We start from the raw sequence: 25627 nt of genomic DNA, 5'->3' as shown, positions 1-25627 counted from the left end.
GGGTTGGGGTCAGGCCGCATCCAGCCGGGCGGCGGCGGCGCGGTAGAGCGCGATGGCCTGTTGCAGCCGCGGAGCCGGTTCGGGCGTTTGCGACTGGTAGGCGGGAAGCCTGTGGGCAAGGTGGCAGGCGACATGTGCCGCGCCCTCGGCGGTTCGAGGCGGATCGACCTCTGCGCAGATATCCGTGGCGTGGGGGCACCGCGTGCGGAACCGGCACCCCGACGGCAGGGCAAGCGGGCTGGGCACTTCGCCGGTCAGGTGCATCCGGTCGGCCGAACTGCCGGGCACGGGTTCCGGCGTGGCCGAGATCAGCGCACGTGTATAGGGATGGCGCGGGCGGGCGAACAGATCGGCGGTTGGGCCGTCTTCGACGATCCGCCCCAGGTACATGACCGCCACCCGGTCCGAGATATGATGCACCAGCGACAGCCCGTGCGAGATGAACAGCAGGCTGACCCCGGTCCGCGCCTGGATGTCTTTCAGCAGGTTCGCGATCTGCGCCTGCACCGAGACGTCGAGCGCCGAGACCGCCTCGTCCGCCACGATCAGTTTCGGATCGGTGGCCAGCGCCCGGGCGATGGCCACCCGCTGCCGTTGTCCGCCCGACAGAGCATGCGGATAGCGCGGCGCCACGCCTTCGGGCAGGCCGACGAGGGACAGAAGTTCGGCCACGCGGGCAGGGGTTGTCCCGCGGGTGACAAGCCCGTGCAACAGGGCGGGTTCGGCGATCAGTTCGCCCACGCTCATCTTCGGGTTCAGCGCGCCGAACGGATCCTGCATCACGATCTGGATCTGGCGCGCGCGGGCCTTGCCGCGGGCCGGTGGATGGCCATCGAACAGGATCTCGCCCGCGGTGGCGGGCATCAGCCCGGCCACGATCCGGCCCAGCGTGGACTTGCCGCACCCGGATTCCCCCACCAGCGCCAGCGTTTCGCCCGGCGCGATGGACAGGTCGATCCCGTCCAGGGCCGTCAGGATCCGCCGTTTCGCGAACAGGCCCTGGCCCAGGGCAAAGTCCTTGCGAACAGTGCGCAGTTCCAGCAGCGGGGCGGTCATGGCCGGGCCTCCAGCGTTTCGATCAGGGGCGCCAGATGACAGGCCGAGGCCTGACCCGGGCGGATTTCGCGCAAGGCGGGCCTGTCGGTCCGGCAGGCGCCGGCGGCAAACGGGCAGCGCGGGTGGAAATGACAACCGGGCGGCATCAGGCGCGGGTCCGGGACGGTGCCGCGAATGGGCAGCATCGGCGCGCCCCGTGCATTCATCTGCGGCATCGAGCCCAGGAGACCCACCGTGTAGGGATGTTCGGGGCTGGAAAAGAGCGCGGGCGCGGGTGCCGTTTCCACCAGCCGCCCGGCATAGAACACGCTGACCCTGTCGGCCATTTCTGCGACCACGCCCATGTCGTGGGTGATGAACAGCGTCGCCGTCCCGGTTTCGCGGGCAAGATCCCGGATCAGGTCAAGGATCTGCGCCTGCACGGTGACATCCAGCGCGGTCGTTGGTTCGTCGGCGATCAGCAGGCGCGGACGGTGGACTAGTGCCATCGCGATCAGCGCCCGCTGGCGCATCCCGCCCGACAGTTGGTGCGGGAAAGCGCCGGCCCGCTCCGCCGGGGCGGGGATCCCGGTGGCGGCCAGCGCCTCGATCGCGCGGGCGCGGGCCTTGGGGGCCGGGATATCCTCGTGCAGGCGGATCGCCTCGACGATCTGGTCGCCGATGCGGCGGACGGGGTTCAGCGCGGTAGCGGGCTCCTGAAAGATCATCGACATGGCCGTGCCGCGCAGCGTCCGGAAATCGGGTTCTCGCAGGCCGGTCAGGTCGCGCCCGTCGAAGGTCAGCGCGTCGGCCTCGATCTTCGCGGTGGGCGGCAGGAGCCCCATCAGCGCCAGCGACAGGACCGACTTGCCCGATCCGCTTTCGCCCACGACCGCCAGCGTCTCTCCCGGTGCCAGCGTCAGGTCGACCGCATCGAGCGCCTTCAGCGGTCCCTGATCCGTGGCGAACGTCACCGACAGGCCGCGCACGACGAGCAGCGGTTCTGGGCGGGCGGTCTGGGGGGCGATCATGGTTTCCCGCGGGCTGTGTTTCATGACGCTCTCCGGTCTGCCGCATCGCGCAGGGTGTCGCCCAGCATGTTCACCGGCAGCACGATCAGGAAGATCAGCGCGGAGGCCGCGAAGGACACGTGCGGCGCGATGAACAGGAACGACCGTCCTTCCGCGGCGATGGAGCCCAGTTCGGCCGTGGGCGGCTGAAGCCCCAGGCCAAGGAACCCGAGTGCCGCGGCCAGCAGCACGGCGTCGCCGAAGGCCAGCGTCACGTAGGTCAGGATCGGGGCGTAGGCATTGGCCAGAAGGTAGCGGCGCATCAGCGTGACGTCGGGCAGTCCGATGACGCGGCCACCGTCCATGAAATCCTGCGCCATGACCGAAAGCGCCGCCCCGCGCGAGATGCGGGCGATGCCGGGCATGATCGACAGGCCGATGGCCAGGATAAGGCTGTGCAGACCGGGGCCCATCATCGCCGCCAGCGACAGGCCGAACAGGATCGACGGGAACGACAGGAGCACGTCGATCAACCGCATCAGCGGGTTGTCGAGCCGTTTGTAGAACGCGGCCAGGAGCCCGATCGCGCCGCCCGTCAGCGCGGCGAACGCCACCCCGGCCAGGCCCAGCATCAGCGTCGTTCGGGCGCCGTACATCAGCCGCGTCGCCAGATCGCGCCCTTGCGAATCCGTGCCCAGCCAATGCGCGGCGCTGGGGGGCTTCAGCCGCATCCGCAGCGCCGTGTCGTAGGGATCGTAAGGGGAAATCATCGGGCCGATCAGGGCAAAAAAGACCACCGCCGTCAGGACCGTCACGCCGATGGCCATCGCCGGGTTGCGGCGCATGCGGCGCCAGGTGCGGCTCGAGGAGCCTGCGGGGATCTCGCCTGCGGGAAGATCGGTCATGTCCGGCTCCGCAATCTTGGATCGGCCAGTTCCGACAGGATATCGACCGCGATGTTCACGACGATGAAGGCCAGTGCAAGGAACAGGATCGCGCCCTGCGCCATGGGATAATCGCCCGTGGTGATCGCGTTCACCGCCAGCCGGCCCACGCCGGGCCATGCGAAGATCGTTTCGGTCACCACCGCGCCGCCCATCAGCGCGCCCACCTGCAGGCCCACCAGCGTGATGATCGGCAGCAGCGCGGTGCGCAGCGCATGGCCCAGCACGACGCGCGCCGGCCCCGCGCCCTTGGCCCGGGCGGTGCGGACATGATCGGCGTTCAGCGCGTCCGACAGCGTGGTGCGGGTCATCCGCGCGACCGGGCCCAGAAGGATCAGCCCCAGCGCCGTGGCGGGAAGGATGACATGGGGGAGCCCGTCGATAGTCCAGATCGCGCCGCCCCGGCCCTGGATCGGGAAGGCGCGGGTGCTGGCGGCCAGCTGGACCAGCAGCAGCCCCACCCAGAACACCGGGATCGACACCCCCGCGACCGAGATCGCCATGACCACGCGATCAAGGATCCCGCCGCGGCGCAGGGCGGCGGTGATGCCAAGGCTCAGGCCCAGCGGCAGCGACCAGATCATCGCGGCGCACATCAGTTCCAGCGTTGGGCCGGCGGCGCGGGTGATCTCGGTAAAGACACTTGCGTTGTTGATGATCGACTGCCCCAGATCGCCCTGCACCACCCGCGACAGGTAAAGCGCGAACTGCACCATCACCGGTTTGTCGAGGCCAAGATGCCGGCGGATCGTTTCGATCTCGGCATCGGTGCCCTGCGCGCCGGCGATGGCGGCGGCGGGATCGGCCGGCATGACCTGAAGCATCAGGAAGCCGACAAGAAGCACGCCCAGAAGGACGAAGATGGAAACCAGCAGGCGGTGGGCCAGACGTCCGGGCATGGGGCGTCTCCGTTTCGTGGCGGGGCCGGGGCTGGCACGCCCCGACCCGGCCGGTTGCTTACTTCAGGCTCAGGTTCAGGCCGCTGTCGAAAACGGCGCCGGACATGCCGGCGGGCTCGAAGGCTTCCAGCCGCGGACCGGCGGCCACGACGGGCGTTTCCTCGACCAGCGGTTTCCACAATACGGCCTCGTGCACGTGACGCGTCAGCGCCTCGAACGCCGCGGCGCGCGCTTCGGGCGTGATGGCGGCGTTGCCCGCTTCCATCAGCTTGTCGGTTTCGGGATCGTTCCACATCATCCGGTTGGGCGACGGGATCGAGCCGGAGTGGAAGTACAGGTTCAACGCATCGCCTGCACTGAGATAGGGGTAGGACATCTCGTACAGGTCATACGTGTCCTCGCGCAGCTTCCCCCAGATCGCGGTGGAATCGTAGTTTTCGACATCGACCTGGATCCCGACCTTGCGCAGATCGCCCTGCACCGCTTCGGCCATGCCGCGCGACAGGGTTTCGTTGAAGCCGTAATAGGTGAGCGTCAGGGGGGTGCCATCCTTCTGCCAGAACCCGTCAGCGGCCTTTTCATAGCCCGCGTCCGTCAGCAGTTCGGCGGTCTTGCCGGGATCGAAGGTGAAGGCCGAGGTATCGGTATCTGCCGGGTAATCCAGAACCTTGTCCGAGAAATACGAAACCGTGGGGTTCACAACGCCGAACCACAGACCTTCGGCCATCGCGTCCTGGTCGATGGCATGGGCGATCGCCTGGCGGACCTTGATATCGTCCATCGCCGGGCGCGATGTCTTCATGCCGATGTAATGGGTCCGGAACGATGCCTCGGGGCGCAGAAGCTGGACGGTCGGGTCTGCTTCGAACTGCGCCAATGCCCACGAAGGTACCGAATACGACGCGTCGATCTCGCCCGCGGGGATGGTGGCGACCAGCGTCGCTTCCTCGGGGATGATCTTCCAGATCACGGTATCGACCTTGGCCGGCCCCGGGTTGCCCAGCTCTGGCGCGCCCCAGGTGTAGCCATCGTGCCGTTTCAGCACGACCTGGTCGCGCGGGCTCCAGCTTTCCAGGCAGAAGGGGCCGGTGCCGTTGAAGGCGGTCACACCGAAATTGTCGCCCAGGGCTTCGGCCTGATCGGGATCGATCATGATGAAGTTGAAATTGGCCATCTGGTACAGCAGGTTCGACGACGGGACCTTCAGCTTGTAGACGACGGTCAGATCGTCCTGCGCGGTGATCTCGTCGACCTCGCCCGCCCGCCAGGTGCTGACATTGGGCGCATCGGGCGCCAGCCAGCGGTCCATCGTGCCGACGACATCCGCCGCGGTGAAGGGCTTGCCGTCGCAGAAGGTCACGCCCTCCTTCAGGTGGAAGGTGTAGGTCAGCCCGTCTTCCGACATCTCCCAGCTTTCGGCCAGCTCCGGCAGGACGGTTTTCTGGTCGGGGCTCAGCGTCACCAGCGTGTCGCCGATCATCTGCAGCACTTCGGCCGCGGCCAAGGCCGACGACCGGTGCGGATCGTAGCGGTCGGCATCGGCGGTCCGGCCCAGTGTGACGGTGCCATCGGCGAGCGCCGCAAGCGGGGCTGCCGCCAGCGCGGCGGCGAGAGCGAAAGGCACAAGGCGCAACTGGTTCGAAGCGCGCACGCCCCGAGATCCCCGCGCGGCGGCGAAGTCGTTCATCTGTATCTCCTGTTGGCAGTCCCGGCCCGCATCTGGGGGGCTGGATTCTGTAAGGCACCGGTGCGCGCGTTGCCGCGCCGGTCCGGCCACTGGCAGGCGGTTGGACGCCTGTCGCTGTCATGAATCCGTAGCTTTGTCGCGGGGCCGCGCCAAACGATAAATCAGCGGAAGTTCATTCCCATGTGGAATGATCAAGGTTCGGATCGACCGCGCCCACCGTCTCGCGGATCTCTGCAAACATCCAGTTTTTAAAGGCCATAAGCGCCGGATGGCTGGCCTTTCCTTCCGGATAAGCCAGGTAGTAGCTGGCGGGCGAGATCATGCCGCGCTGGAAGGGCTGAACGATCCGCCCGGCCTCCAGGTCTTCGATTGCCATGAATTTGGGCACAAGGCCGATGCCATGCCCGTTGGCGACGCAGCGGATGATCATGTCGAACTGTTCGAACCGGCTGCCGCGGAAGGCGTTGACGTCGTCGATTCCGCCGGTGTTCAACCAGTTCTGCCAGTCGTGATGCCGCGCACGATGATGCAGAAGGGGCAGGGTACGCAATGCCTCGGCATCTTCGGGCGCCACGCGGCGCGGGGCGCAGACGGCGATCATCTCCTCTCCGAACAGCCGGATCGATGGCCCGCCCTGCCAGGGCGCGGGGCCGTAGAGGATCGCGGCGTCGGTGTTTTCAAGCCGGAAATCGAACGGCCATGTTCGGGCCGTGACGTTCAGCGAGACGCGGGGATTTTCATCGGCAAACCGCGCCAGCCGCGGCGACAGCCAGTAGTGGCAGAAGGATGGCAGCGTCGCGAGGTTGAACGTGGTCGCGTGCGGTCTGAGCGACAGGGTTTCGACCGTCGCCTCGTCCATGATTTCCAGAGCGGTCCGGACGCGATCAAGGAAATGCTTGCCCGCTTCGGTCAGCACGATGCGTTGGCGGATGCGTTCGAACAGCTTGATGTCCATCCAGTCTTCCAGCCCGGCGATGCGCTTCGACACGGCCGACTGGGACATGTTCAGCTCCTCCGCCGCGCGGGTGAAGCTGCCGTGACGGGCGGCGGCCTCGAACGCGGTCAGCGAAGGCAGTGGTGGCAGGACATGGCGCATTGCCGTTTTCCGGAAATGGTTGGGTCGACGGGTCAGTCCGCGGGCGTTTCCGGCCCACACTACGCGAGAACCGGACTGTCAGCTATATTTGCGTGATCCTCGCCGGCGTCTCCCGACATGAGAAGGGCGTTGAGAATCCGGCGACCCTGGCGGCGCAGTGAAGGCCCGAAACAGACCCCGTTTGGCTGATCGCCGCGGCCAGTTCGAGTCGCTGGCAGGAGCGCGCGCTCCACGGCTGCGGTTCCGGGATATGATCGAACGAGGCCGTAAGCCGTGCTTGCCTCATGGTTGATAGCGGGCGTCCGACAGAACACGTGCAGCGGGAAACTGTTGCGATGTTACACAACGCGGGCGCTTTACCTCCGTGGAAATCAGGGAAACTTGCGGGCCGAATGTTTACGCAATGTCCCTGAGTCTTTATCAAGCTGGGTCGAATTGCCCCCAAAACGGCCGAGGGAAGAATGTCAGATGGTTTCGCCGACGGTTACAGAGACGCCGTCGAGCTCAAGGTAGGGCAGACCTACCGGTTCAACATGTCCGAAGGAGATTCCGACTGGTTCGGTTTCTGGGCGCAGGGCGGCGGGAAGCAATACACGATCATCCTCGACAGCGAGAACGACGCGTTGAGCGACCGGCTGCGGCTGGTCGATGCCGATTCCACCGCGTTCGCGCCGCAGGGTGTGTATTGGCCCCAGTTATCGACCATCGAACCCGCCATCGGTGCCAGCCCGCGGCGCGGAGCATTCGACGATCACTATGACTACTACACCTACTGGGACCGGCTGACGCTGACCACGCCCTCGCGCGAGGATGCGTTCCTGCTGCCCGGGCAGACGTTCAAGCCGTCCGACTATTCCGACTGGTTCATCATGCCGGCATTTGCCACGTGGGATTCCCGCCACGGGCTGGATGAGGACGGGACCTACAGCTACAACATCGCGATCGTCGAAGGCGATGGCACCGACTGGTTCCTCGACGACTGGGGCCACGGGCCGTCGACCGACGGGGAGATCCCGTCGACCGGCGCCGCGTCGATGGCCGGGTCGCCGCAGAAGGTCCAGGGAGAGATCGAGACACAGGGCGACAAGGATGCCTTCAAGGTCACGTTGCGCTCGGGTTTCGAATACGACGTGCATGTCCGCACCACGATGGGCGAGGATACGGCCAAGGAGCTGAAGTACATCGACGTGGATGTAACGCTGATCAGCGGCCTGAACCTTGGCACGGGTCATTACACGCCGCTGGGCACCGACAGATCCGGCGGGCTTGCAACGGCGGGCGTGTCGATGGACGGACACCTTGGCCACGAGCCGGGGCAGGAGGTCGAGGCGCTGATCACCGTCTCTGGCGCCGACATGCCGAACGGGCAGCAGGGCACCGGCGGTTACGAGGTCTGGGTCACGCCCGCCGACGATCATGGCGGGAACGCGAACACGCCGGACAAGATCGGACGAAGCGACCGCAAGGCCGGGCGGATCGACGAGGCCGGGCCGCAGTCCAGGGCGAACATGTTCGGCGAACAGGACTGGTTCCGCATCGAAGGCGGCCTGCGCAAGGGCTGGAGCTATGTCGTGACCACGAAGACGACGTCCGACACGCTCAGCTCCGTCGACGTGGCACTGCACAGCGCCATAGGTGCGCCGCTTGTGGTGCCCGCCAAGGATTTCCTTGTCTACAAGGCGTTTTCCACAGATGCGGCCTTCCTGTCGGTCCGGTCGACCTTCGATCAGACGGGCACCTACGAGGTCGAACTCAGGGAATACGAAGGCAAGGTCCGCATCTTCGACGGCAAGGGCGGGCAGAAGGTCTTTGGCTCGTACAAGGACGATCTGCTGGAGATGGGGCGCGGCAAGGACACCGCGAATGGCGTCCGCGGGCATGACCAGATCGACGGGGGACGCGGCAGGGACAACCTGCTTGGCGGCGGCGGGAATGACAGCCTCCTTGGCGGCAAGGGCGGCGACGTCCTGGAGGGTGGAAGGGGCAAGGATGTTCTGATCGGCGGCGCAGGGATGGACAGGCTGGATGGCGGTGGCGGCAACGACCGCCTGTCAGGCAATGCCGGGCGCGATACGCTGGACGGCAATGCCGGGCGCGATACGCTGGACGGCGGTGCCGGGAAAGACAGGCTCGACGGTGGCGGGGGCCGGGACTGGCTTTCCGGCGACGGCGGGGCGGACTGGCTGCTGGGGGGCGTCGGCAAGGACGTGCTGAACGGCGGTTCGGGTCGTGACTGGCTCGATGGCGACGGCGGCCGGGACCGGCTTTCCGGCGACGGCGGGGCAGACACGCTGTTGGGACGCGGCGGCAACGACGTTCTGAAAGGCGGCGGGGGCAAGGACACCGCCCGCGGCGGCCGCGGCAACGACAAGCTCAAGGGTGGCGGCGGCAATGACGTTCTGAATGGCGGTTCGGACAAGGACTTGCTGGTTGGCGGCTACGGCGATGATCGCCTTCTGGGCCGGAGCGGTGACGACCGGCTGAAAGGCGGTGGCGCCGATGACGTCCTGAAAGGCGGCAGCGGCCGCGACAGGCTGGCCGGGGGGAAGGGCGACGACCTGCTCGACGGCGGCGGCGGCAGGGACGTTCTGAACGGCGGGGCCGGCACCGACTCGCTGAGAGGCGGCAAAGGCAAGGACCTGATCCATGCCAGCCTTGACGGCGGCGTGATCGCGCCGGGACCGGGGGCCGACAGGATCATCTTCGACGACACGGTCGAAGGCCACCGCGTGACCGAGATCAAGGGCACGGTCGGACCAAGGGACACGATTGACCTCTCGCAGCTGGATATCGATCACTACCGGATCTCGGCCACCGAAACGCCGCCCCTGCCGGGCGACGGTCGGACCATCGCGCGGTCGGACGGGCGCGATCTGGACATCGATATGGACGGCGACGGATCGGTCGACCGGATCCTGCGTTTCGACAGCCGGGCCGACCTGATGGAGGCCGGGTTTCAGGATATCCCGAACCTCTATACCGGCCGCACGGGCACGCTCAACACGATCCGGAACGGCGCCGGTGAACGGAGCGTGACGGGCACCGGGGGCGAGGACGAGATGCTAGGCCGGAACGGGTTCTCCAACAATCTCGTCGGACTCGACGGCGCGGACATTCTGGATCCCGGAACGACTGCGCGGGTTTCGGCAAGCGATCCCGACTACCTGAACAATCTCATGCGCGCCGGGCAGACGCTCTATGGCAACGGCATTGACGCCGACGGGGCGGCAGACCTGTTCGTGTTCCGCGAAGGATACGGGCGCAAGTACGGGCGCGGTCCCGATGGCGAAGTGACCAATGCCTTTGGTCCGCCAACGTCCGGCACCTACACCATCCGCAATTTCGAGACCGACCACGACAAGGTCGTGCTGGACCGCGATATGTTCGGATGGGACCTTCCGGACGATGTGCTGGTCGAGACGGTCTTCGAAACGGGATACAACCTTTATATCCCGGATGTGTCGGGCGCCTATCACCACATCCAGTTCGGCAACTACGTGGACGAAACGGGACGCCTGACGAATGACGACGTCGATCCCACGGATCCTGATTTCTGGCTGTTCGTCTGACGCCTTTCGCCTTCCCCGGGCGCGCCTGGCTTGAAACCGCACCGCCACCGGCTGATCGGTGCCTCGTCCGACCCCGGGGAAGGTGTGCGCCCTCCCCGGCGGAGGAACGACGCCCCCGTGGGAACCCTTCGCCCGGTCAGAGCGGAACGGACAGGCGGAACAGTAGCCGGCGGTCGGGGTCTTCGAAAAGCTCGGGCGTGGTCCACGGGCGGCTGGCGATCAGCTGGAACGCGACGCGCTCTCCCATCATGCCGCTCAGCTGAAGGCCGTAGGAGCCGAGACTGTCGCGGCTGCCGGCCTGATCGCCATGGTTCCAGACCGTCCCGTAATCGACGAAGGCCGCCACCGACAGCCCGGGCAGGAAGCCCATCCCGGTTTCAAGATCCCGGCCGATCTCGACCGCCGCGGCCATGCCGCTGTCGCCCGAGATGGAGCCGTTGTCGAAGGCCCAGCCGTAAGGCGCGCCGCCAACCGCGAAACGCACCGCGCCCGGAAGGGATTCGGTGGCAAACTGGCCGATCCCGCTGATGCCCAGGTCGGCAACATCGCCAAGCGCCTGCGCATAGTTGAACCCGGTCGTGAACAGGTGGAAATCTTCCCGTGCGTCGCCCGTCACGTCATCGCTCGCCGACCCGAGGCTGAAGCCGCCATCGATCGAAAATCCGCCCGTTTCGAAAGCGCGGTCGTACTGGAGCGTGAATTCCCCCCATTGCGTCCGCGCGTCGGATACCGTGGTGCCCGCGGCATCCACAGTGTCGTGCCGCGCAAACAGTTCGGCCCGGCCATAGATGCTGTGATCTTCCGTGCGCAGGAAGGGATAGGCAAGGTATCCGCCCCCCACGACCGACGTCACGTCGATATCATTGTCGGCCTCCGATCCGCCCGGGCGCGACCGGACATAGGACAGGCTGTAGCCCATTGTCACGCCATCCGCGCCGACCGGGTAGTCCTGCCCGATCTGGAGCATCCCCAGTTCCTTCGGATTGTCCGGGATCGTCACGCCGACAAGGCTTGTGGTTTCGAACCGGCGGAACACGTCGTTCAGCATCAGGTTCGCCGACAGTTCCAGCGGCCCCACGGAGTCCGAGCCCATGTTGTCGAGCCCGATCACCCCCGACCGGCGGGTCTGCCCGATTTCAAGCTTCAGAAGGCCACCGCCGGTGGCCTCTTCGGGGCGGACGAAGGTGCCTTCGATGTCCAGCCCGCCGATATCGCTCATCAGCAGCAGGATGCGTTCGGCTTCCTTCACGCGGATCGGGCTCATGCGCAGGATACGGTCGATATAGGGCGCAAGGCGCGTCTCGATCCCGGGGATGTCGCTGGTGATCTCGACCCGCTGAACATAGCCTTCGTAGACCCGCAGGCTGATCTCTCCGGTGGCGAGGTTCTGTTCCGGCACCACGGTCTTCGAAAAGTACCCGGCGGCGTAATAGGCCGCATCGACGGCATCGGCGATGCGGTAGAGATCGGCGAGCGTCACGTCCGTCCCGATCCGGCCCTGCCACAGGCGGGCGAGGTCGGCAGGCGGGACGGTCCGCGCCCCGTCGATGGACAGGGACCGCAGGCGGAACCGGACCTTTGCCGCGGCGTCCATGTCGATCTGCTTGCGCTGGTCGACGACGGTCAGGTCGAACCTGCCGGCCTGCGGCGGCGAGGTGAACCGTTCAAGGATCACCGTCTGCCCGGCCACGGCCCGTTCGACAGGCGTGGTCAGCGACTGCGCCGCGGCGGACCAGGCCAGGCCAGCCCCGAAAAGGGCTGCGGACACGAAAACGGCGCGCGATCCGGTTCCGACAGGCAAGATGAGAGCGGTCCGGCGCACCGGGAGCGAAGCTTTCGAAGTCATGACAGCGTCCTGTTTCTGGCGTTCAGCCGCGGCAATTGAATGCGCTGGCGCATGGGTGTTCGCGGGGCAGACACGCGGCCGCCGAAAAGGAAGGGGCGCGCCCCGAAGACGGGTGTCGTCATCCCGAGCGTCCCGGCACCGGGCGCGGTCCATGGCGCGCTCTTCCCTGCGATTGCCGGCGTTCTGGCCCAGTGATGTCCGCAAACAAAGGGGGCCAACGGTTCAATTTGGGTATAATCCCTTGTAGAGAAAGAAGAACCCGGGACGATCCGACGGGGCCTTGCGGCTGAGAGGTACGCGTCATGGGAGACGCTCGTCCTCAGGGCGTCGGGGCCGCGCCAAGTCACGCAAATCGCGGCGCATTTCGGCATCGGCCGTGGCTTGACGTGGCGCAGCGGAGGCACGGACGGCGATGATTTTCTGGTGCCGGTGCAACTGTGGTATTAGAAGCCGGGAAAGAGCGCGAAACGGGAAGCGATGCCGAACCACCTACCTGCACCAGATCGTTCGGACATTTCTTTACGGGGCACGCATTGACCGTTCTCAAGCTCGATCTGGCGGCCGCTCTTCTCCATGTGGGGGACGAGGCCCACAAGCTGCGCCCCAAGACGCTGAACGTGCTGGTCGCCCTGATCGAGCGGCAGGGCGAGGTCGTCAGCCAGCAGGACCTGCGCGATCTTGTCTGGGGCCAACGTCACGGCAGCGACGCGGGACCCAAGCAATGCGTGCGCGAACTGCGCCGCCTGCTGGGGGACGATGCGGCACTGCCCACGTATATCGAAACCGTCGGGCGGCATGGCTACCGGCTGTTGGCGCCGATCGAATTCATGGGCGGCAGCACCCCGCACTCCGGCGCGGATCCCGCTCTGTGCGTCGGGCGCGGCCCCCAGATCCAGGCGCTGACAGAGGCCGCCGCCGCGGCCCGCCGCGGCAGCCGGCCCGTCGTGCTGATCGCGGGCGAGGCCGGTGCCGGCAAGACGCGCTTGACCGATCGCTTCCTGTCGCAGCGTCCGGCGCGCCCGGCGCTGTGGGTCGCCCGTGGCCAGGCGATCCCCCATCCCGGCGCGCGCGAAGCCTATGGACCGTTGCTCGAGGCACTGTCGCAGATTTCTGCCGGACCTGCGGGCGCAACGCTGGGTCGCCTGCTGCACGACGTTGCGCCGTCCTGGGCCGACCAGATCCCGGGGCAAGGCCGCAAGCGCGCGTCAGCGACGATGGACATGGATCCCGAGAGGCCGGATTCGATGCTGCGCGAATGCGCGGACCTGATGGACAGGCTGACGGCGGATCATCCGGGGATCCTCGTGCTGGAAGACCTGCACTGGGCGGACCCCAGCACGCTGGCATGGCTTGCGGCCTGGGGGCTGCGGACCGGGCCGGCGCGGCTGATGGTGATCGGGACCTACCGATATGACGAGGTGGACCGGACAAGCGATCTTGCCGACACGCTCCGCCATCTCAACCGGCGCCCGGAAACGCGGGTCCTGACACTGGGCGGGCTCAGCCCCGGGGCCGTGGACGACTATCTGGGCCAGCGTTTGCCCGGCAACACTTTCCCGCGGACGCTCGCACCCCTGCTCGCCCAACGGACCGAAGGGCACGCGATCCTCATCGACGCGGCCGTCGGGCGCTGGGTAGAGCAGGGCGATATCCTGAAGGTCGACGGGCGCTGGTCGCTTCATCACCCGCCCGAGGCGCTGGTGTCGACCATGCCCGCCAGCGTGACGGATTTCATCGATGCCGAGATCGAGCGGCTGGGCCCCGACGACCGCGCCTTGCTGGAAAGCGCCAGCGTTGCCGGCGCGATCTTTTCGGGCCCGTCGCTTGCCGACGGGGCCGGGGCGATCGAGGCCAGCGAACGGCAGCTCGATACTCTGGCCTCCCGCCACCGCTTCATCGAGCATGCCGGGCATGTCCGGCGCCCGGACGGGGTGATCGAAACGCGGTTCGCCTTTCGCCATGCATTGTATCACGAGGCCTTGTACAACGGCATTCCGGCCGGCATACGGCAGGGGCTTCACCGCCGCATCGGGACGCGTCTGGAACAGGCCTACGGGCGTGACACGGACGGGATCGCCCCGACGCTCGCCGACCATTTCGAACGGGCCGCCGACTGGCCCCGGGCGGCGCAGTACCGCGGGGTTTCGGGCCTGCAGGCCCTTGGGCGCGGTGCGGGTCAGGACGCGGCCCGACAGTTGCGGCAGGCGCTGGAGATGTATGCACGGTGCGATGACCCGTCCCGCGACCTGCAGGCGGCAGAGCTTCGGGTGCTACAGGGACTTGGCGCGGCGCTGATCGTTTCGAACGGCTTCACCGGGGACGAGCTTCGGCAGGTCTTCTCGCGCGCCGAAACGCTGGCCAGGTCGGTGCGCGATCCGGTAGCAACGCTGCCGGTGCTGGCGGGGTTCTGGAACTATCACATTTCGCGGGCCGAACTGGCGCGCGCCGGGGAACTGGCGCAGAGCATGGACAGCCTTGCCGATACCGCTCCCGATCATATCGCCATGGCCGTCCATAACGCCGTCGGGCAGACGGATTTCTTTCTGGGCGCCTTCCCGGCCTGCGGGCCCAGGATTGAAACGGTGCTCGCCATGGCGGAAGGGTTCGATCAGGACGGCGCCGAGACGCTGTTCGGCGAACACCCCGTCATCGTGTGCAACCAGTACGCCGCCTGCGTGTCCCAGGTTCTGGGCAAGGATGCCGACGCCGAGGCGTATTTCGCCGCCGGAATGCAGGAAGCCCAGGCGCTGAACCAGCCGTTCGGCCAGGCGCAGATGCTCTGGGCCGGGGCGGTCATGGCCCGTCTGCGCGGCGAAACGGAAACGACGCTGGAACGGGCGGACAGGCTGAACGCGATCTGCCGCGATTTCGACATGCCCCATTGGCGCCCCGCGGCCGGGATGCTTTCGGGCTGGGCCCGCGTGATGCTGGGCGACGAGGCGGGCTTCGATCTGTTCCGCGACGGGCAGGCCTCCTTCAAGCGCGCCAACGTGCAGCTGACCCGGCCCTTCAACCTGGGCCTTGCGGCCGAGATGGCCGCCGCTTCCGGCGATGCGGTCCAGGCGCTGACGACTCTGCGCCACGCCCTGGCGATCACCCGCAGGACCGGGGAGCGCTGGTACGAGGCCGAGCTTTTCCGGCTCCACGCCAGCCTGATGGAACGCGTGGACAGGCCCGTACGCGCGCGCACGGCCCTTCGGCGCGCGGTGGCCGCCGCCGCCGCACAAGGCGCCGCGGGGTTCGAACGCCGCGCCCGGGTCCAGCTTGCATCCCTGCCCTGCGTGACAGGCGCGGGTCCGACGCAAGCGCCGGGGTGATGTGCCGCCAGGACCCGGACCCGGGGCATACGGCCCCCGACCCGTGCCGGCGGTTCAGCGCGGTGCCATCGCCGCGATGAACTCGTTCGCGGTCGTCGCCATTTCCAGCCCGGCCCCGAAATTGAACTCGTTGATGGCAATGAAGATCCCGACATCGCGGGACGGCGAAAAGGCGAGGTAGCTGAAGATGCCGTCCTGACCGCCGGCTTTCTGGATGATCAGGGGCCGGTCGCCTTCCGGCATCATGATGACCCAGCCAAGGCCCATGGCCGACATGTGACCGGATTCGTCCATTCCGATGACCGGCTCCTTGCCGTCGCGCATCGTCCATGCAGCGTGGCTGAGCGCGCGCATTTCCGCGCCATCCGTGCCGAACTGATCGAGGTTCCAGCGCAGGAAGCGGACCATGTCGTTGGCGGTGGTCCGCAGCGATGCGGCCCCGGCGCGGTTGTCGATGAATTCTTCAAAGTCCATCGGGTTGCCGTTCCAGTCATGGCCACCGAAGACGTTGTCGCCGTCCGCCAGCTCATAGCCCGTGGCATCGAGCCCGATCGGATCCAGGACCCGTTCTTGCAGCACCTCGGGATAGGGTTTGCCCGCGATGTCCGACAGCGCCATGGCAAGCACGTCGAAGCCGACATTGGAATACAGGATGCCTTCGCCCGGGGTGAAGAGATACGGATCGCCCGACAGGTTCTCGGCGAACGAGGCATCGGTGTATTTCTCGGCGCCCTCGATCTCGACCAGCTCGCGGGGCAGGCCGCTGGAGTGGGTGGCCAGGTCGACCAGCCGCACGTCGTGGCCGTCGCGCGACGGCAGCGCCCCGAACACGCCGTCATGGGGGCCGGGGGTGTCGGTCAAACGTGCTTCGCCATCCGCGACGAGGCTTGCCAGCGACAGGCCGGTGAAGGCCTTGGTCACCGAACCCACACCGATCTGCGTGTCGCCGTCGGGTTCGATCCCGCTGCCCGTCGTCGTTTCCCCGAAGCCCATGACCACGCTTTCGTCACCATGCACGGCGGCCATGACAACACCGGGCACGCCCGCGTCGATGAAGAACAGCTGACCGGTGAATTCCAGCGTGTCGCTCAGCAGCCGGTCTTCCGCCACGGCAGGCGTAGCGGCAAGGAAAGCCATCGAGATGGCGGCGAAGGCGTGTTTCATGAGAGTTTCCGTTATCTTCCGTGTCGGTTCGATTGTCCGGCGGCGCATCACTGGCAGGGCCTGCTTCCGGTCAACCGTCTACGGGCATTCGCCGCCAGGTGCCCAGCCCGTTCTTGTCGAACATTTCGATATGCAGCGTTTCGGCCTGATCGGTTCCGTCCGCGAAGGTCACCGACGACAGGGTTCCCAGGGGGGCGTTCTCGGTCCGTGGCGCGGTTGCAAAGGTGTCTCCGGTCCAGTGCTGCAGGGGAAAGGCCATGTCGTCGGGCCCGAGATACAGGACCAGCCCGTCGGCCTGCGCTTCGACCCGGGCCGGGCCGAAATAATCGTTCTGGTAGGTGCCGATCAGCGCCTCGGCCGCGCGCGCGGGCGCGGGATCCTGCGAGGGGGCCTGCCCGGCAAGGTCTCCCACGGGGCTGTGCACGCCCATCACCATGCCGTTGAACGCTTGATACCAGTCCCGGGTGACGTCGCCGTAATTCACCAGATCGAAGAACTCGTTTGCCGTTGCTTCGACCACGCCGACGGGTCCGCCATTGGTCAGCACGACGATGCCCGTCTGGATGTCGGGCATCATCAGGACGGTCGTTCCCGCCCCCATGAGGAAGGCACCGGAATGGCCGAGCGTGACGCGGCCGTTGGCCGCGACGCCGGTGTTGAACCCGTAGCCATACGCGCCGTTGCGCGTGGAGACCGACCAGCCGGGAGAACTGAATGCCTGCGGTTGCAATGCCGGTAGGATGGCGGCGGGCTCGAAAAGCTCGATGTCCTCGAAGGTGCCGCCCGCCAGGATCAGCCGCAACCAGCGCGACAGGTCCAGAACGGTCGAAGACACGCCCCCGGCCGGCGCCTGCTGATCGGGATCGCGTTCGAACAGCGCGACGAACGTGTCGCCTTCAAGGGAATGCAGCGTGGCGGTTTCTTGCCGGGCAAGCAGGTCGTCGTGGCGGTAGCTGGTGTGATCCATGCCCAGCGGGCCGAAAAGGTAGTCCTGGGCCAGGTCTTCCCAGTCCTCCCCTGCCGCGGCAGCGACCGCTTCGGCCGCTGTCGTCGTGCCGAAATTCGCGTAGTTGTAGGACGTCCGGAATTGATCCAGGGGCAAGAGGTGGAGCCGCGAAAGGATCGTCGCCCGGTCGAAGCCCAGGTCTTCCAGATCGTCGCCGGCGCCGCCGGGAAGCCCGCTCCGGTGTGCGAAGAAGTCGCCTATGGTGGCCTCGGATGTTACGTAGTCCGAGGCAAGGCGGTAATCGGGCAGAAAGTCGACCACCTTGTCGTCCCAGTCGACGATACCCTTGCCCACGGCGATCGCCGCGACAGTGGCCGAGATCGACTTGGAGACCGACGCGATCTGGAACACGGTCTCGGGCGTGACCGGCGCGCCCGTGGTCTTGTCCTGCACGCCGAAGGTTCCGACGTAGACGAGATCCGGGCCCTGCACGACGGCAATGGCCATCCCGGGCACGCCGCTGGCCTTCATCATGCGTTCGGCGATTTCGGGCAAGGCCTCGACCGCGCGTTCGACCGACCCCGGCGCGATCGGGAACACGTCGTCGCCCGGGCTTGGACCAATGTCGGGCATCTGCGCCAGACCCATTGTCGACATGGCGAAAAGCAGCGGCGTTGCCATGATGTAACGGAGTGGTGTCATCGCAGGGTCTCCTGGTTACGGCGGATCACAGCGGCGGCCCCCGTCGAAACGACGGGCGCCCGATCTGCCTGCTCGCCGCAGCAATGACCCAGGCGCACGCCCGAACAAAGTGGGGCAATGGTTCAATTTCGGTATAAGTACTCGGAAGAATGTGCACCAGGGCCGGACCGTGGCTGTTCTCCGCCCCGTCGCGGTAGAACTCCCGTAACCCACTGGGCGCCGCAGGAACCACCGGATCGGGTCGACGCCATCCTTGCCGATATCCATGCCGAAGTGACCGATCCGAGGCACTGAATTTCACGGGATTTCCTCCCGAAGATCCGCAATCGTATCGCCGGTTCTGCGCGGCCATCTTGAAAGTGTTCTCAATTTGTTCTATATTGAGGGCAGGCAACACATGGTGTCTTCAGATTGAAAAAAAAAGCCGAATTTCTTCCCGCCACGCAGAAACAGATCGCCTATGCCCGGTCTCTGGCGCTTCGCAATCAGACGCTCCTGCCCGAAGAAATCCAGCACGACCGCCGCGCGCTCAGCAGCTGGATCGAAGCGCAGGCCAAGTTGAAGCCAATGTACTCCGGCGACACTGCGGGCGACGGGCGACCGACCTCGAAACAGGTCGCCTTCGCCGAAAAGCTCGCCCGTATCAAGCGGCGCTCGATCCCGGGGGAGTGCTTTCGCGACAAGGGACTGATGTCGCGCTGGATCGACGGGAACAGGTAGCCGCTCGGGACGTGCGCACGGCAATGCGCTGACGGCGTTCAGGCGCGTAAGCCGGCGGATCCAGGACTGCGGTTCACACGGGGAGTGCCGCGCGGCCCGATGCCGGGCCGCGCGATCCTTCGGGTCAGTTGAAGCCAAGCATCCCGCGGGTCGTGTCGGCCAGTTCCTCGACCGTTTCGCGGGGATCCGCGCCTTCGACCACGTTCAGCAGGTCGGCCGCGATCACGTCGGTCACGGCAACGCCTTCCGCGCCGGGATAAGCGTACCAGGGGCCGGCATAGCGGGCGACCTGCTCATGGGCGACGCGGGCGTTCGGGTTTTCCGCGTAGAAGTCACCCAGATAGCTTTCATCCTCGACCACCAGCGCGTTGGTGGGGGCATAGCCCGTGGTCTCGACGATGATCTTCTGCGCCTCGGGGCTGGTGACGAAGGCGATGTACTCCCACGCCGCCTGCTGCTTTTCAGCGTCGTCAGTCAGCATCACGATGCCCGACCCGCCGGTAGGCAGGTAGACGTCTTCATCCGCGGCGACGATGGGCATCGGCTTGACGACCATGTCGAAACGGTCGCCCGCGCCTTCGGCAAAGCGGGTCATCAGGGACGAGCTTTCGAACATGATGCCCAGCGTCCCGGCCGGGAAGGCCTGACGGGCGTCGTTTTCGCCCATCGTCGACATCCCGCCTTCCGAGGCGAATCGGCCATAGATCGATGCCGCGGCAACGCCGGCGTCGCTGTCGAAGGTGACGTCGGTTTCGTCCACGTTCAGCGGCCGCCCGCCATGGGCGCCCAGGAACGACTGGAAGCGCCAGTCATGGGGCGAGACCCAGACGCCTTCGGTGGTGCCGTCCAGCGCGTCGATCTTGGCGGCCAGCTCGATGATGCCGTCATAGTCGGTGGGAAAATCCTCCATCGACCCGCCCGCACGTTCGACCAGATCGGGGTTCACATAGGCCACCAGCGTCGAGGCCGAGGTGCCAAGGGCATATTGATGACCGTCGAAGGCCCCCAGCGACAGAAGCGCGCCGGTATAGCCGACCGACTCGGGATCTTCCGGCAGGAACTCGTCCAGCGGTTGTGCCAGCCCGCGCGCTTCCAGCACGCGCCACAGGTTCAGGCCAACCCAGGCCACGTCGGGCGCGGTACCGGCCACGGATTCGCGCAGCAGCCGCTGCACGCCGTCGGCATAGCCTTCGGCCGGACCGTCGAGCGTGACGGTGATGTCGGGATGGGCGTCCATGAAGGCCTGGGCCAGCGCGTCCTGGGTATCGGCCCAGATGGTCGGGATCGCGTAATGCACGCGCAGGGTGGTGTCGGCCGCGGCGGACCCGGCGGCAAGCGCCAGCCCGAGGGCGAGGAGGGAAGGTTTCATGTCTGTCTCCGGTCGTCGTCAGTTATGGGAAATAAAGTGAGCGGGAAGGGCGGTGCGCCGCCTCTTGCTTTTGTGTCTGCGCGGGCCGGGATCATCCCTTCAGCCCCGTATTGGCGAGTCCTTGGGTGAAGCGGCGCTGGCTGAGCAGGAACGCCAGCACCAGCGGCGCGGTGATCAGCACGGCCCCCGCCATCAGCGGCCCCGGTTCATCGCCGCTTTCGGCATCGCGATAGAACAGGATGCCGCGCGGCGGGGTGGCCAGGTCCGGGTCGGTGGTGGCGATCATCGGCCAGAACAGATCGTTCCAGTGCGCGGTGACCGAAAAGATGGCGAAGGCGATCACCGTGGGCATGGCGAGCGGAAAGGCGATACGCCACGCGATGGCCATCTCGCTCAACCCGTCGACGCGGGCGGCGTCGATCAGCTCGGCCGGGATGCGGGCAAAGGCCTGGCGCAGCAGGAACAGGCCGAAGGCCGTGGCGGTGAAGGGCAGGATCAGCGCGGTATAGCTGTTGAGCCAGCCCAGATGCGCAAGGCCCAGGAAGATCGGGATCGCCGTCACGTGGAAGGGGGCCAGCAGCGCCGCGAGGATCGCCGCGAACAGCAGCCCGCGGCCGCGAAACTCGCGATGCGCCAGCGCATAGGCGCAGGGCACCGAGACGAGCAATTGCAGCGCAAGTATGCCGCCCGTCACGATCACGCCGTTCAGCAGGTAGCGCGGGATCGCCGTCTGCGTCACGGCCTGCCAGTAATTCGCCAGCGTCGGCGCGCGCGGCAGCAGGGTGACCGAGGCGGTGAAGATCTCGGATTGCGGCTTCAGCGATACCGAGACCATCCAGATGAAGGGCAAGAGCACCGCCACCGCGCCAAGGGCCAGCAGGCCAAGCAGGATCAGGCGTTTCATCGGTAATGCACCCTGCGTTCGATGACCCAGACCTGCAGGGCGGTCAGCAGCAGCAGGGCAAGGAAAAAGACCACCGTGATGGCGCTGGCATAGCCCGCCTTGAAGTAGACGAAGCCCTCCCGATACAGCGCGTAGACGATGGTGTCGGACGCGAAGGCCGGGCCGCCCTTCGTCAGTGTCGCGACGGTTTCGAAAACGCGGAAGGCATTTGCGGCCGTCACCACCAGCACGAACAGCGTCGTGGGCCCCAGCATCGGCCACGTGACCAGCCAGAAGCGCGACCAGCCGCCGGTGGCGCCGTCGACCTCGGCCGCGTCGTAAAGCGACGGCTGGATCGCGGCGAGCCCGGCAAGAAACAGCACCATGTTGTAGCCCACGGTCTGCCAGATGCCGATCACCGCCAGCGTGTAAAGCACCAGATCACGGTCGCTCAGCCACAGCGGCGCGGGCCAGCCAAGCGCGCTGGCCCAGGTGTTGACCAGCCCCAGCGAGGGATGCAGCAGCATCTGCCACGAGACCGCCATCGCCACCAGCGTCGCGGCGACGGGCAGGAAGTAGACGGCCTTCAGCGCGTTCGTGATGCGCGGCAGGCTGCCCGCCAGCCCGTGCAGCCCCAGCGCCACCAACAGGCCCAGCCCGACCGAGGCGGGGATCACGATCGCCACGTAGGTCAGCGTGTTGAAGATCGCGTTGCGCCCCAGCCGCGAGCCGAAAAGCTGCGCGAAATTGTCGAGCCCGACCCAACCCGCACCGGACGCGCCGATCTGGTAGTCGGTAAAGGCCAGCACGAAGACAACGGTCACCGGCAGGAAGATGAACAGCACCAGCGCCAGCGCCGCCGGACCGGTCAGAAGCAGGCTGGAGAGACTCTCGCGCAGGGTCATGGCGTGATCTCCACCCGCTGGCCGGTCGTCGCGTCAAAGCCGTGGAGCCGGGCGGCGGGCGCGCCAAGGCGGATCTGGGTCCCCTTGGCCGGCAGGGATGCCGTGCCATCGATGACGGCCAGAAGGGCCGTGCCGGCGGGGGTGCGCAGGTGCAGCAGGGTCTCTTCGCCGTGGAAGGCCGCGCTGGTCAGCGTGGCGGTCAGCGCGCCTTCGGGATCGATGCGCAGCGCCTCGGGGCGGACGCCGATCTCGATCTTTGCACCGTGGGGGTGCAGGGCCGCGGCCTCGGCGCCCGGCGACAGGATGTTCATCCGGTGCGCGCCGATGAACCGCGCCACGTCGCGGTTGGCGGGGCGGTGATAGATCTCGGCCGCCGGCGCACATTGCGCGATGCGGCCTGCGATCATCACGGCGATCCGGTCGGCCATCGACAGTGCGTCCGCCTGATCGTGGGTGACCAGCAGAAAGGCGTGCCCGGTGCTGCGGTGCAGCTCGCGGATCTCTTCGCGGGTGCTGTTGCGCAGCGCGGTGTCGAGGTTCGACAGCGGCTCGTCCAGAAGGAAGGCCGAAGGATCGCGCACCAGCGCGCGTGCCAGCGCCACACGCTGCTGCTGTCCGCCGGACAGCTGGCCGGGCTTGCGGTCGAGCAATTCCCCCAGCCGCAGCATCTCGGCCACTTCTTTGGTGCGGCCGGCGATTGCGGCCTCCGTCGCGCGGGTGCGCGGGCTGACCAGGCCGGCCCCCGGCAGGCGGGCGGCGGCGGACAGCTGCGCCTGTCGCAGCGGCGTGGCGATGTTCTGGCGCACGCTCAGGTGCGGATAGAGCGCATAGCTCTGGAACATCAGCGCGATGTTGCGCGCGGCGGGGCGGAGCGCGGTCACGTCCTGCCCGCGCATCATGACCTTGCCGCTGGTCGGCCGTTCCAGCCCGGCCAGCATCCGCAGCGTGGTCGACTTGCCGGACCCCGAGGCGCCCAGAAGCGCCACGAATTCGCCGGCATAAAGATCGAGCGAGAACCCGGAGACGACCTCTGTCTCGCCGAAGCGCTTGCTGACATCGCAGAGCGACAGGGCCGGCAGGTCGCCTTTGGCGGGAGAATGTAAGATATCGCTCACGTCAGTCGGCCTCGACCATCGGCAGGCTCGCAAGCAGGTGCGTCAGCGCGGTCTCGACGGCGCTCGCGGCGCCCTCGGCATGGTGCACGCCGTCCAGTTCGGCGGCCCCGGCGACGCCGATCACCGGCTTGCCGAAATGCAGGCCATAGGCGACCTCCGTCAGGGTCCCGGGCGAATTGCCGACGGCCAGCAGAACCCGCGCCGCGCGCACGATGATGATGTTGCGCGCCTCGTTCAGTCCGGTGGTCAGCGGGACGGCGACATAGGGATTGGCCTCCATCGGATCGGTGCCCGGCAGGATGCCGATGGGCAGACCGCCCGCATCGCTGCAGCCCTTGCAGGCCGCCTCCATCACGCCGGAACGGCCACCGCAGATCACCGTCAGCCCAAGGCCGCCCAAGGCGTGGCCAACGGCCTCGGCCGCGGCACGTTGCGCGGGCGTTGCATCGCGGGGGCCGATGATGCCGATGACAAGTTGCTGTAGCGGACGGGTGCGGGACAGGGCGCGTAAAGCCTCCAGCGCCGTGACCGGAACGCTGTCGGGAGCGCCGCCATCTGCCCGCCAGGCCCAGGCAGTGCCGCACAGCATGTTGGCCCCGAGAAACAATCGACCGTCTTCAGTGCGGGAGAGGACTTCTTGCATTGCGGCAGGCTTTCGTTCGTGTAAACTTTCTTCCACCAGATGGACGAAAAGTGACACAGTTTTATGACAGCCACGCCCCCCACCGAAGATTTGTCGCCGCGCCAGAACGTCGTGCTAAGCCGCGTCCAGCGATCCGGCTTCGTGACCATCGAAACGCTGGCGGAAGAGTTCGGCGTCTCGGCCCAGACGGTGCGCCGCGATATCATCGCGCTGTCGGAAAGGGGCCTGCTGCAACGCTTTCACGGCGGGGCGGGCCCCGTGGGCCCGGCCGACTCCGCCCGGCTGGACCACGCGGCAAAGCGCAACGTGGCGCGGGTTGAAAAGCAAAGGGTCGGGGAACGCGCGGCGGCCATGATCCCGGACGGGGCCAGCATCTTCCTGGACGTGGGCACCACCATCGAATGTTGCGCCGCGCGGCTGGCCGAACGACAGGGGTTTCGGATCTTCACCACCTCGATCCGCACTGCCCTGCTGTTCGATCCCGACGCGCACGAGGTCAACGTCATCGGCGGACGGCTGTCGGGGCGCGACGGATCGCTGACCGGGGAAGAGGTGATCCTGCGCCTGCACGATCTGCGGATCGACGTCGCGCTGATCGCCTGCTCGGCCGTGGACGAAAACGAGCGGGTGATGGATTTCAACACCTCCAAGATCGCGGTCAAGAAGGCGGCGATGGCGGCGGCCTCGGCTTCGTATCTTCTGTGCACGAACAGCAAGTTCGGCCGCACCGCGCTGTCGACGATCGCGCCGATCAGCCGCTTTCAGGCCGTGATCACCGAGGAGAACGCCCCGTCGGAGCTGGAACGGGCCTGTCGCTGACGTTCAGCGCCGGCCGAGCTTTGGTGGCGCACCCGGATGGCATCGATGTCCCGGGGCTGAATACCGTTGCTGAAAATCTCTGAAATCGCGTGTGGTGGGGGCAGGGGTTAGCCCGCACGCCCGAGATGCGCGAAGGCGTTTGACAGCGACTGGCTTCGCCCGCGTTTTTCGCCCAGGTCGAGTGTGTCCATCACATCTTGCAGGTGGTCGCGCATGGCTTGGGCTGCTGCGTTCTCGTCGCCCTCGGCGACCCGGTCGATCAGGTGCGCATGGCCGTGCAGCGAACAGGCCCCGGACCCGGGCCGCTGGTAGAGTGCGACGACAAGACTGTCGCGGGAGACCAGTTCACGAACGATATCCGTCACCACATCGTTGCCGGTGATCCGGGCCAGCTCGCAGTGGAATTCGCCCGTCAGCCGATGGGCCTGCCCGGCATTGCGGCTGTCGCGCGCGGCCTGTTCCGCGGCCACGATCTCGCGCAGCTGCTTGATGTGCCGGGGCTGTGCGGCACGGGTTGCCGCGCGGACGACGCCCTCCTCGATGATCTGGCGCGCGGCGTTGACCTCGCGCGCATCCTTCTCCGAAGGTCGTGCCACGAAGGCGCCGCGCATCGGTTCGATCACCACGATCTTCTGTTCGGTCAGCCGGTGCAGGATCGGCCGGATACGGGTCTTGCTGACACCGAACACTTTTCCCAGCTCGTCCTGGCCAAGTTTCTCACCCGGGGGCAGGCGGCCTTCGACAATGGCGTCGAAAACTTCGCGGTAGATCTCGGCATCTGTCATGGACTCGGTCATCTGAACATATCTTCGCGACTTATAGTATACGATGGGTGGCCTGCTTCGGTTTCATCTGTGCCGACGCACCGAGGCGCGCAAGCACGGGGCAGCGCACGATCAGTGAAATCTGGCTGAAATCGGTGAGCAAAGCTCGTTTCCTGGGCCCTGGTCTGCCATTT

The 25627-nt window shown here is 66.8% G+C and carries 19 protein-coding genes; 4 read left to right on the top strand and 15 right to left on the bottom strand.

Annotated elements, in window-relative coordinates:
* Positions 1-9: 9 nt before the first annotated feature.
* The 6 genes from D4754_RS07350 to D4754_RS07325 form a co-directional block, all read right to left on the bottom strand.
* Complete coding sequence (locus D4754_RS07350) at positions 10-1056, bottom strand: ABC transporter ATP-binding protein (RefSeq protein ID WP_121062342.1); 1047 nt, start codon at positions 1054-1056, stop codon at positions 10-12.
* Positions 1053-2090, bottom strand: a complete 1038-nt coding sequence (locus D4754_RS07345) for an ABC transporter ATP-binding protein (protein ID WP_121062340.1) — start codon at positions 2088-2090, stop codon at positions 1053-1055. Before D4754_RS07345 ends, D4754_RS07350 begins: the two co-directional genes overlap by 4 nt.
* Complete coding sequence (locus tag D4754_RS07340; RefSeq protein WP_121062338.1) at positions 2087-2950, bottom strand: ABC transporter permease; 864 nt, start codon at positions 2948-2950, stop codon at positions 2087-2089. Before D4754_RS07340 ends, D4754_RS07345 begins: the two co-directional genes overlap by 4 nt.
* The gene (locus D4754_RS07335; RefSeq protein ID WP_121062337.1) at positions 2947-3888 is read right to left on the bottom strand and encodes an ABC transporter permease; all 942 of its coding nucleotides are present in this window, start codon (positions 3886-3888) and stop codon (positions 2947-2949) included. Before D4754_RS07335 ends, D4754_RS07340 begins: the two co-directional genes overlap by 4 nt.
* A gap of 58 nt (positions 3889-3946) precedes the next feature.
* Positions 3947-5575 carry an ABC transporter substrate-binding protein gene (locus D4754_RS07330; protein ID WP_121062336.1) on the bottom strand — a complete coding sequence of 543 codons (1629 nt, stop codon included), beginning with the start codon at positions 5573-5575 and terminating at the stop codon, positions 3947-3949.
* Positions 5576-5747: 172 nt separating this feature from the next.
* Complete coding sequence (locus tag D4754_RS07325) at positions 5748-6671, bottom strand: LysR substrate-binding domain-containing protein (RefSeq protein ID WP_121062335.1); 924 nt, start codon at positions 6669-6671, stop codon at positions 5748-5750.
* 461 nt (positions 6672-7132) lie between these two features.
* On the opposite strand from D4754_RS07325, the gene D4754_RS07320 reads away from it, so the two are divergent.
* Positions 7133-10240 carry a calcium-binding protein gene (locus D4754_RS07320; RefSeq protein WP_121062333.1) on the top strand — a complete coding sequence of 1036 codons (3108 nt, stop codon included), beginning with the start codon at positions 7133-7135 and terminating at the stop codon, positions 10238-10240.
* 136 nt (positions 10241-10376) lie between these two features.
* Here D4754_RS07320 and D4754_RS07315 read toward each other — a convergent pair whose 3' ends face one another.
* A complete protein-coding gene (locus D4754_RS07315) occupies positions 10377-12086 on the bottom strand; it encodes a ShlB/FhaC/HecB family hemolysin secretion/activation protein (RefSeq protein ID WP_163025823.1) in 1710 nt (569 codons plus the stop codon).
* 533 nt (positions 12087-12619) lie between these two features.
* On the opposite strand from D4754_RS07315, the gene D4754_RS07310 reads away from it, so the two are divergent.
* The gene (locus D4754_RS07310) at positions 12620-15403 is read left to right on the top strand and encodes an AAA family ATPase (RefSeq protein ID WP_121062329.1); all 2784 of its coding nucleotides are present in this window, start codon (positions 12620-12622) and stop codon (positions 15401-15403) included.
* A 54-nt stretch (positions 15404-15457) separates the two neighbouring features.
* Here the strand turns inward: D4754_RS07310 and D4754_RS07305 are convergent, their stop codons facing one another.
* A complete protein-coding gene (locus tag D4754_RS07305) occupies positions 15458-16567 on the bottom strand; it encodes a serine hydrolase (RefSeq protein ID WP_163025822.1) in 1110 nt (369 codons plus the stop codon).
* Between the two features lie 70 nt (positions 16568-16637).
* Complete coding sequence (locus D4754_RS07300; protein ID WP_121062326.1) at positions 16638-18215, bottom strand: serine hydrolase; 1578 nt, start codon at positions 18213-18215, stop codon at positions 16638-16640.
* A gap of 411 nt (positions 18216-18626) precedes the next feature.
* On the opposite strand from D4754_RS07300, the gene D4754_RS07295 reads away from it, so the two are divergent.
* Positions 18627-18935: a hypothetical protein gene (locus D4754_RS07295; protein WP_121062324.1), complete on the top strand. Its 309-nt coding sequence runs from the start codon at positions 18627-18629 to the stop codon at positions 18933-18935.
* A gap of 124 nt (positions 18936-19059) precedes the next feature.
* Here D4754_RS07295 and D4754_RS07290 read toward each other — a convergent pair whose 3' ends face one another.
* The 5 genes from D4754_RS07290 to D4754_RS07270 form a co-directional block, all read right to left on the bottom strand.
* The gene (locus D4754_RS07290; RefSeq protein WP_121062323.1) at positions 19060-20304 is read right to left on the bottom strand and encodes an extracellular solute-binding protein; all 1245 of its coding nucleotides are present in this window, start codon (positions 20302-20304) and stop codon (positions 19060-19062) included.
* A gap of 91 nt (positions 20305-20395) precedes the next feature.
* Positions 20396-21208, bottom strand: a complete 813-nt coding sequence (locus D4754_RS07285; RefSeq protein ID WP_121062321.1) for a carbohydrate ABC transporter permease — start codon at positions 21206-21208, stop codon at positions 20396-20398.
* Positions 21205-22092 (bottom strand): carbohydrate ABC transporter permease, encoded by an 888-nt coding sequence (locus tag D4754_RS07280; RefSeq protein WP_121062319.1) that lies wholly within the window; start codon positions 22090-22092, stop codon positions 21205-21207. Before D4754_RS07280 ends, D4754_RS07285 begins: the two co-directional genes overlap by 4 nt.
* A complete protein-coding gene (locus tag D4754_RS07275) occupies positions 22089-23207 on the bottom strand; it encodes an ABC transporter ATP-binding protein (protein WP_163025821.1) in 1119 nt (372 codons plus the stop codon). The genes D4754_RS07280 and D4754_RS07275 overlap by 4 nt, the downstream gene beginning before the upstream one ends.
* A gap of 1 nt (position 23208) precedes the next feature.
* The gene (locus D4754_RS07270) at positions 23209-23850 is read right to left on the bottom strand and encodes a TIGR00725 family protein (protein WP_121062315.1); all 642 of its coding nucleotides are present in this window, start codon (positions 23848-23850) and stop codon (positions 23209-23211) included.
* Positions 23851-23913: 63 nt separating this feature from the next.
* Between D4754_RS07270 and D4754_RS07265 the strand changes: the two genes are divergently transcribed.
* On the top strand, positions 23914-24669 hold the full coding sequence (locus D4754_RS07265) for a DeoR/GlpR family DNA-binding transcription regulator (protein WP_121062314.1): 756 nt from the start codon (positions 23914-23916) through the stop codon (positions 24667-24669).
* A gap of 107 nt (positions 24670-24776) precedes the next feature.
* Here the strand turns inward: D4754_RS07265 and D4754_RS07260 are convergent, their stop codons facing one another.
* On the bottom strand, positions 24777-25466 hold the full coding sequence (locus tag D4754_RS07260) for a GntR family transcriptional regulator (protein ID WP_121062312.1): 690 nt from the start codon (positions 25464-25466) through the stop codon (positions 24777-24779).
* Positions 25467-25627: the final 161 nt, after the last annotated feature.

It is taken from the genome of Chachezhania antarctica, from assembly GCF_003646465.1.
GTDB lineage: Bacteria > Pseudomonadota > Alphaproteobacteria > Rhodobacterales > Rhodobacteraceae > Chachezhania > Chachezhania antarctica.
This window is presented reverse-complemented; position numbering and strand designations above follow the sequence as displayed.

Coding starts and splice junctions, on each gene's coding strand:
- D4754_RS07350 (WP_121062342.1), bottom strand. CDS start 1,056: ATGACCGCCCCGCTGCTGGAACTGCGCACTGTTCGCAAGGACTTTGCC.
- D4754_RS07345 (WP_121062340.1), bottom strand. CDS start 2,090: ATGAAACACAGCCCGCGGGAAACCATGATCGCCCCCCAGACCGCCCGC.
- D4754_RS07340 (WP_121062338.1), bottom strand. CDS start 2,950: ATGACCGATCTTCCCGCAGGCGAGATCCCCGCAGGCTCCTCGAGCCGC.
- D4754_RS07335 (WP_121062337.1), bottom strand. CDS start 3,888: ATGCCCGGACGTCTGGCCCACCGCCTGCTGGTTTCCATCTTCGTCCTT.
- D4754_RS07330 (WP_121062336.1), bottom strand. CDS start 5,575: ATGAACGACTTCGCCGCCGCGCGGGGATCTCGGGGCGTGCGCGCTTCG.
- D4754_RS07325 (WP_121062335.1), bottom strand. CDS start 6,671: ATGCGCCATGTCCTGCCACCACTGCCTTCGCTGACCGCGTTCGAGGCC.
- D4754_RS07320 (WP_121062333.1), top strand. CDS start 7,133: ATGTCAGATGGTTTCGCCGACGGTTACAGAGACGCCGTCGAGCTCAAG.
- D4754_RS07315 (WP_163025823.1), bottom strand. CDS start 12,086: ATGACTTCGAAAGCTTCGCTCCCGGTGCGCCGGACCGCTCTCATCTTG.
- D4754_RS07305 (WP_163025822.1), bottom strand. CDS start 16,567: ATGAAACACGCCTTCGCCGCCATCTCGATGGCTTTCCTTGCCGCTACG.
- D4754_RS07300 (WP_121062326.1), bottom strand. CDS start 18,215: ATGACACCACTCCGTTACATCATGGCAACGCCGCTGCTTTTCGCCATG.
- D4754_RS07290 (WP_121062323.1), bottom strand. CDS start 20,304: ATGAAACCTTCCCTCCTCGCCCTCGGGCTGGCGCTTGCCGCCGGGTCC.
- D4754_RS07285 (WP_121062321.1), bottom strand. CDS start 21,208: ATGAAACGCCTGATCCTGCTTGGCCTGCTGGCCCTTGGCGCGGTGGCG.
- D4754_RS07280 (WP_121062319.1), bottom strand. CDS start 22,092: ATGACCCTGCGCGAGAGTCTCTCCAGCCTGCTTCTGACCGGTCCGGCG.
- D4754_RS07270 (WP_121062315.1), bottom strand. CDS start 23,850: ATGCAAGAAGTCCTCTCCCGCACTGAAGACGGTCGATTGTTTCTCGGG.
- D4754_RS07265 (WP_121062314.1), top strand. CDS start 23,914: ATGACAGCCACGCCCCCCACCGAAGATTTGTCGCCGCGCCAGAACGTC.
- D4754_RS07260 (WP_121062312.1), bottom strand. CDS start 25,466: ATGACCGAGTCCATGACAGATGCCGAGATCTACCGCGAAGTTTTCGAC.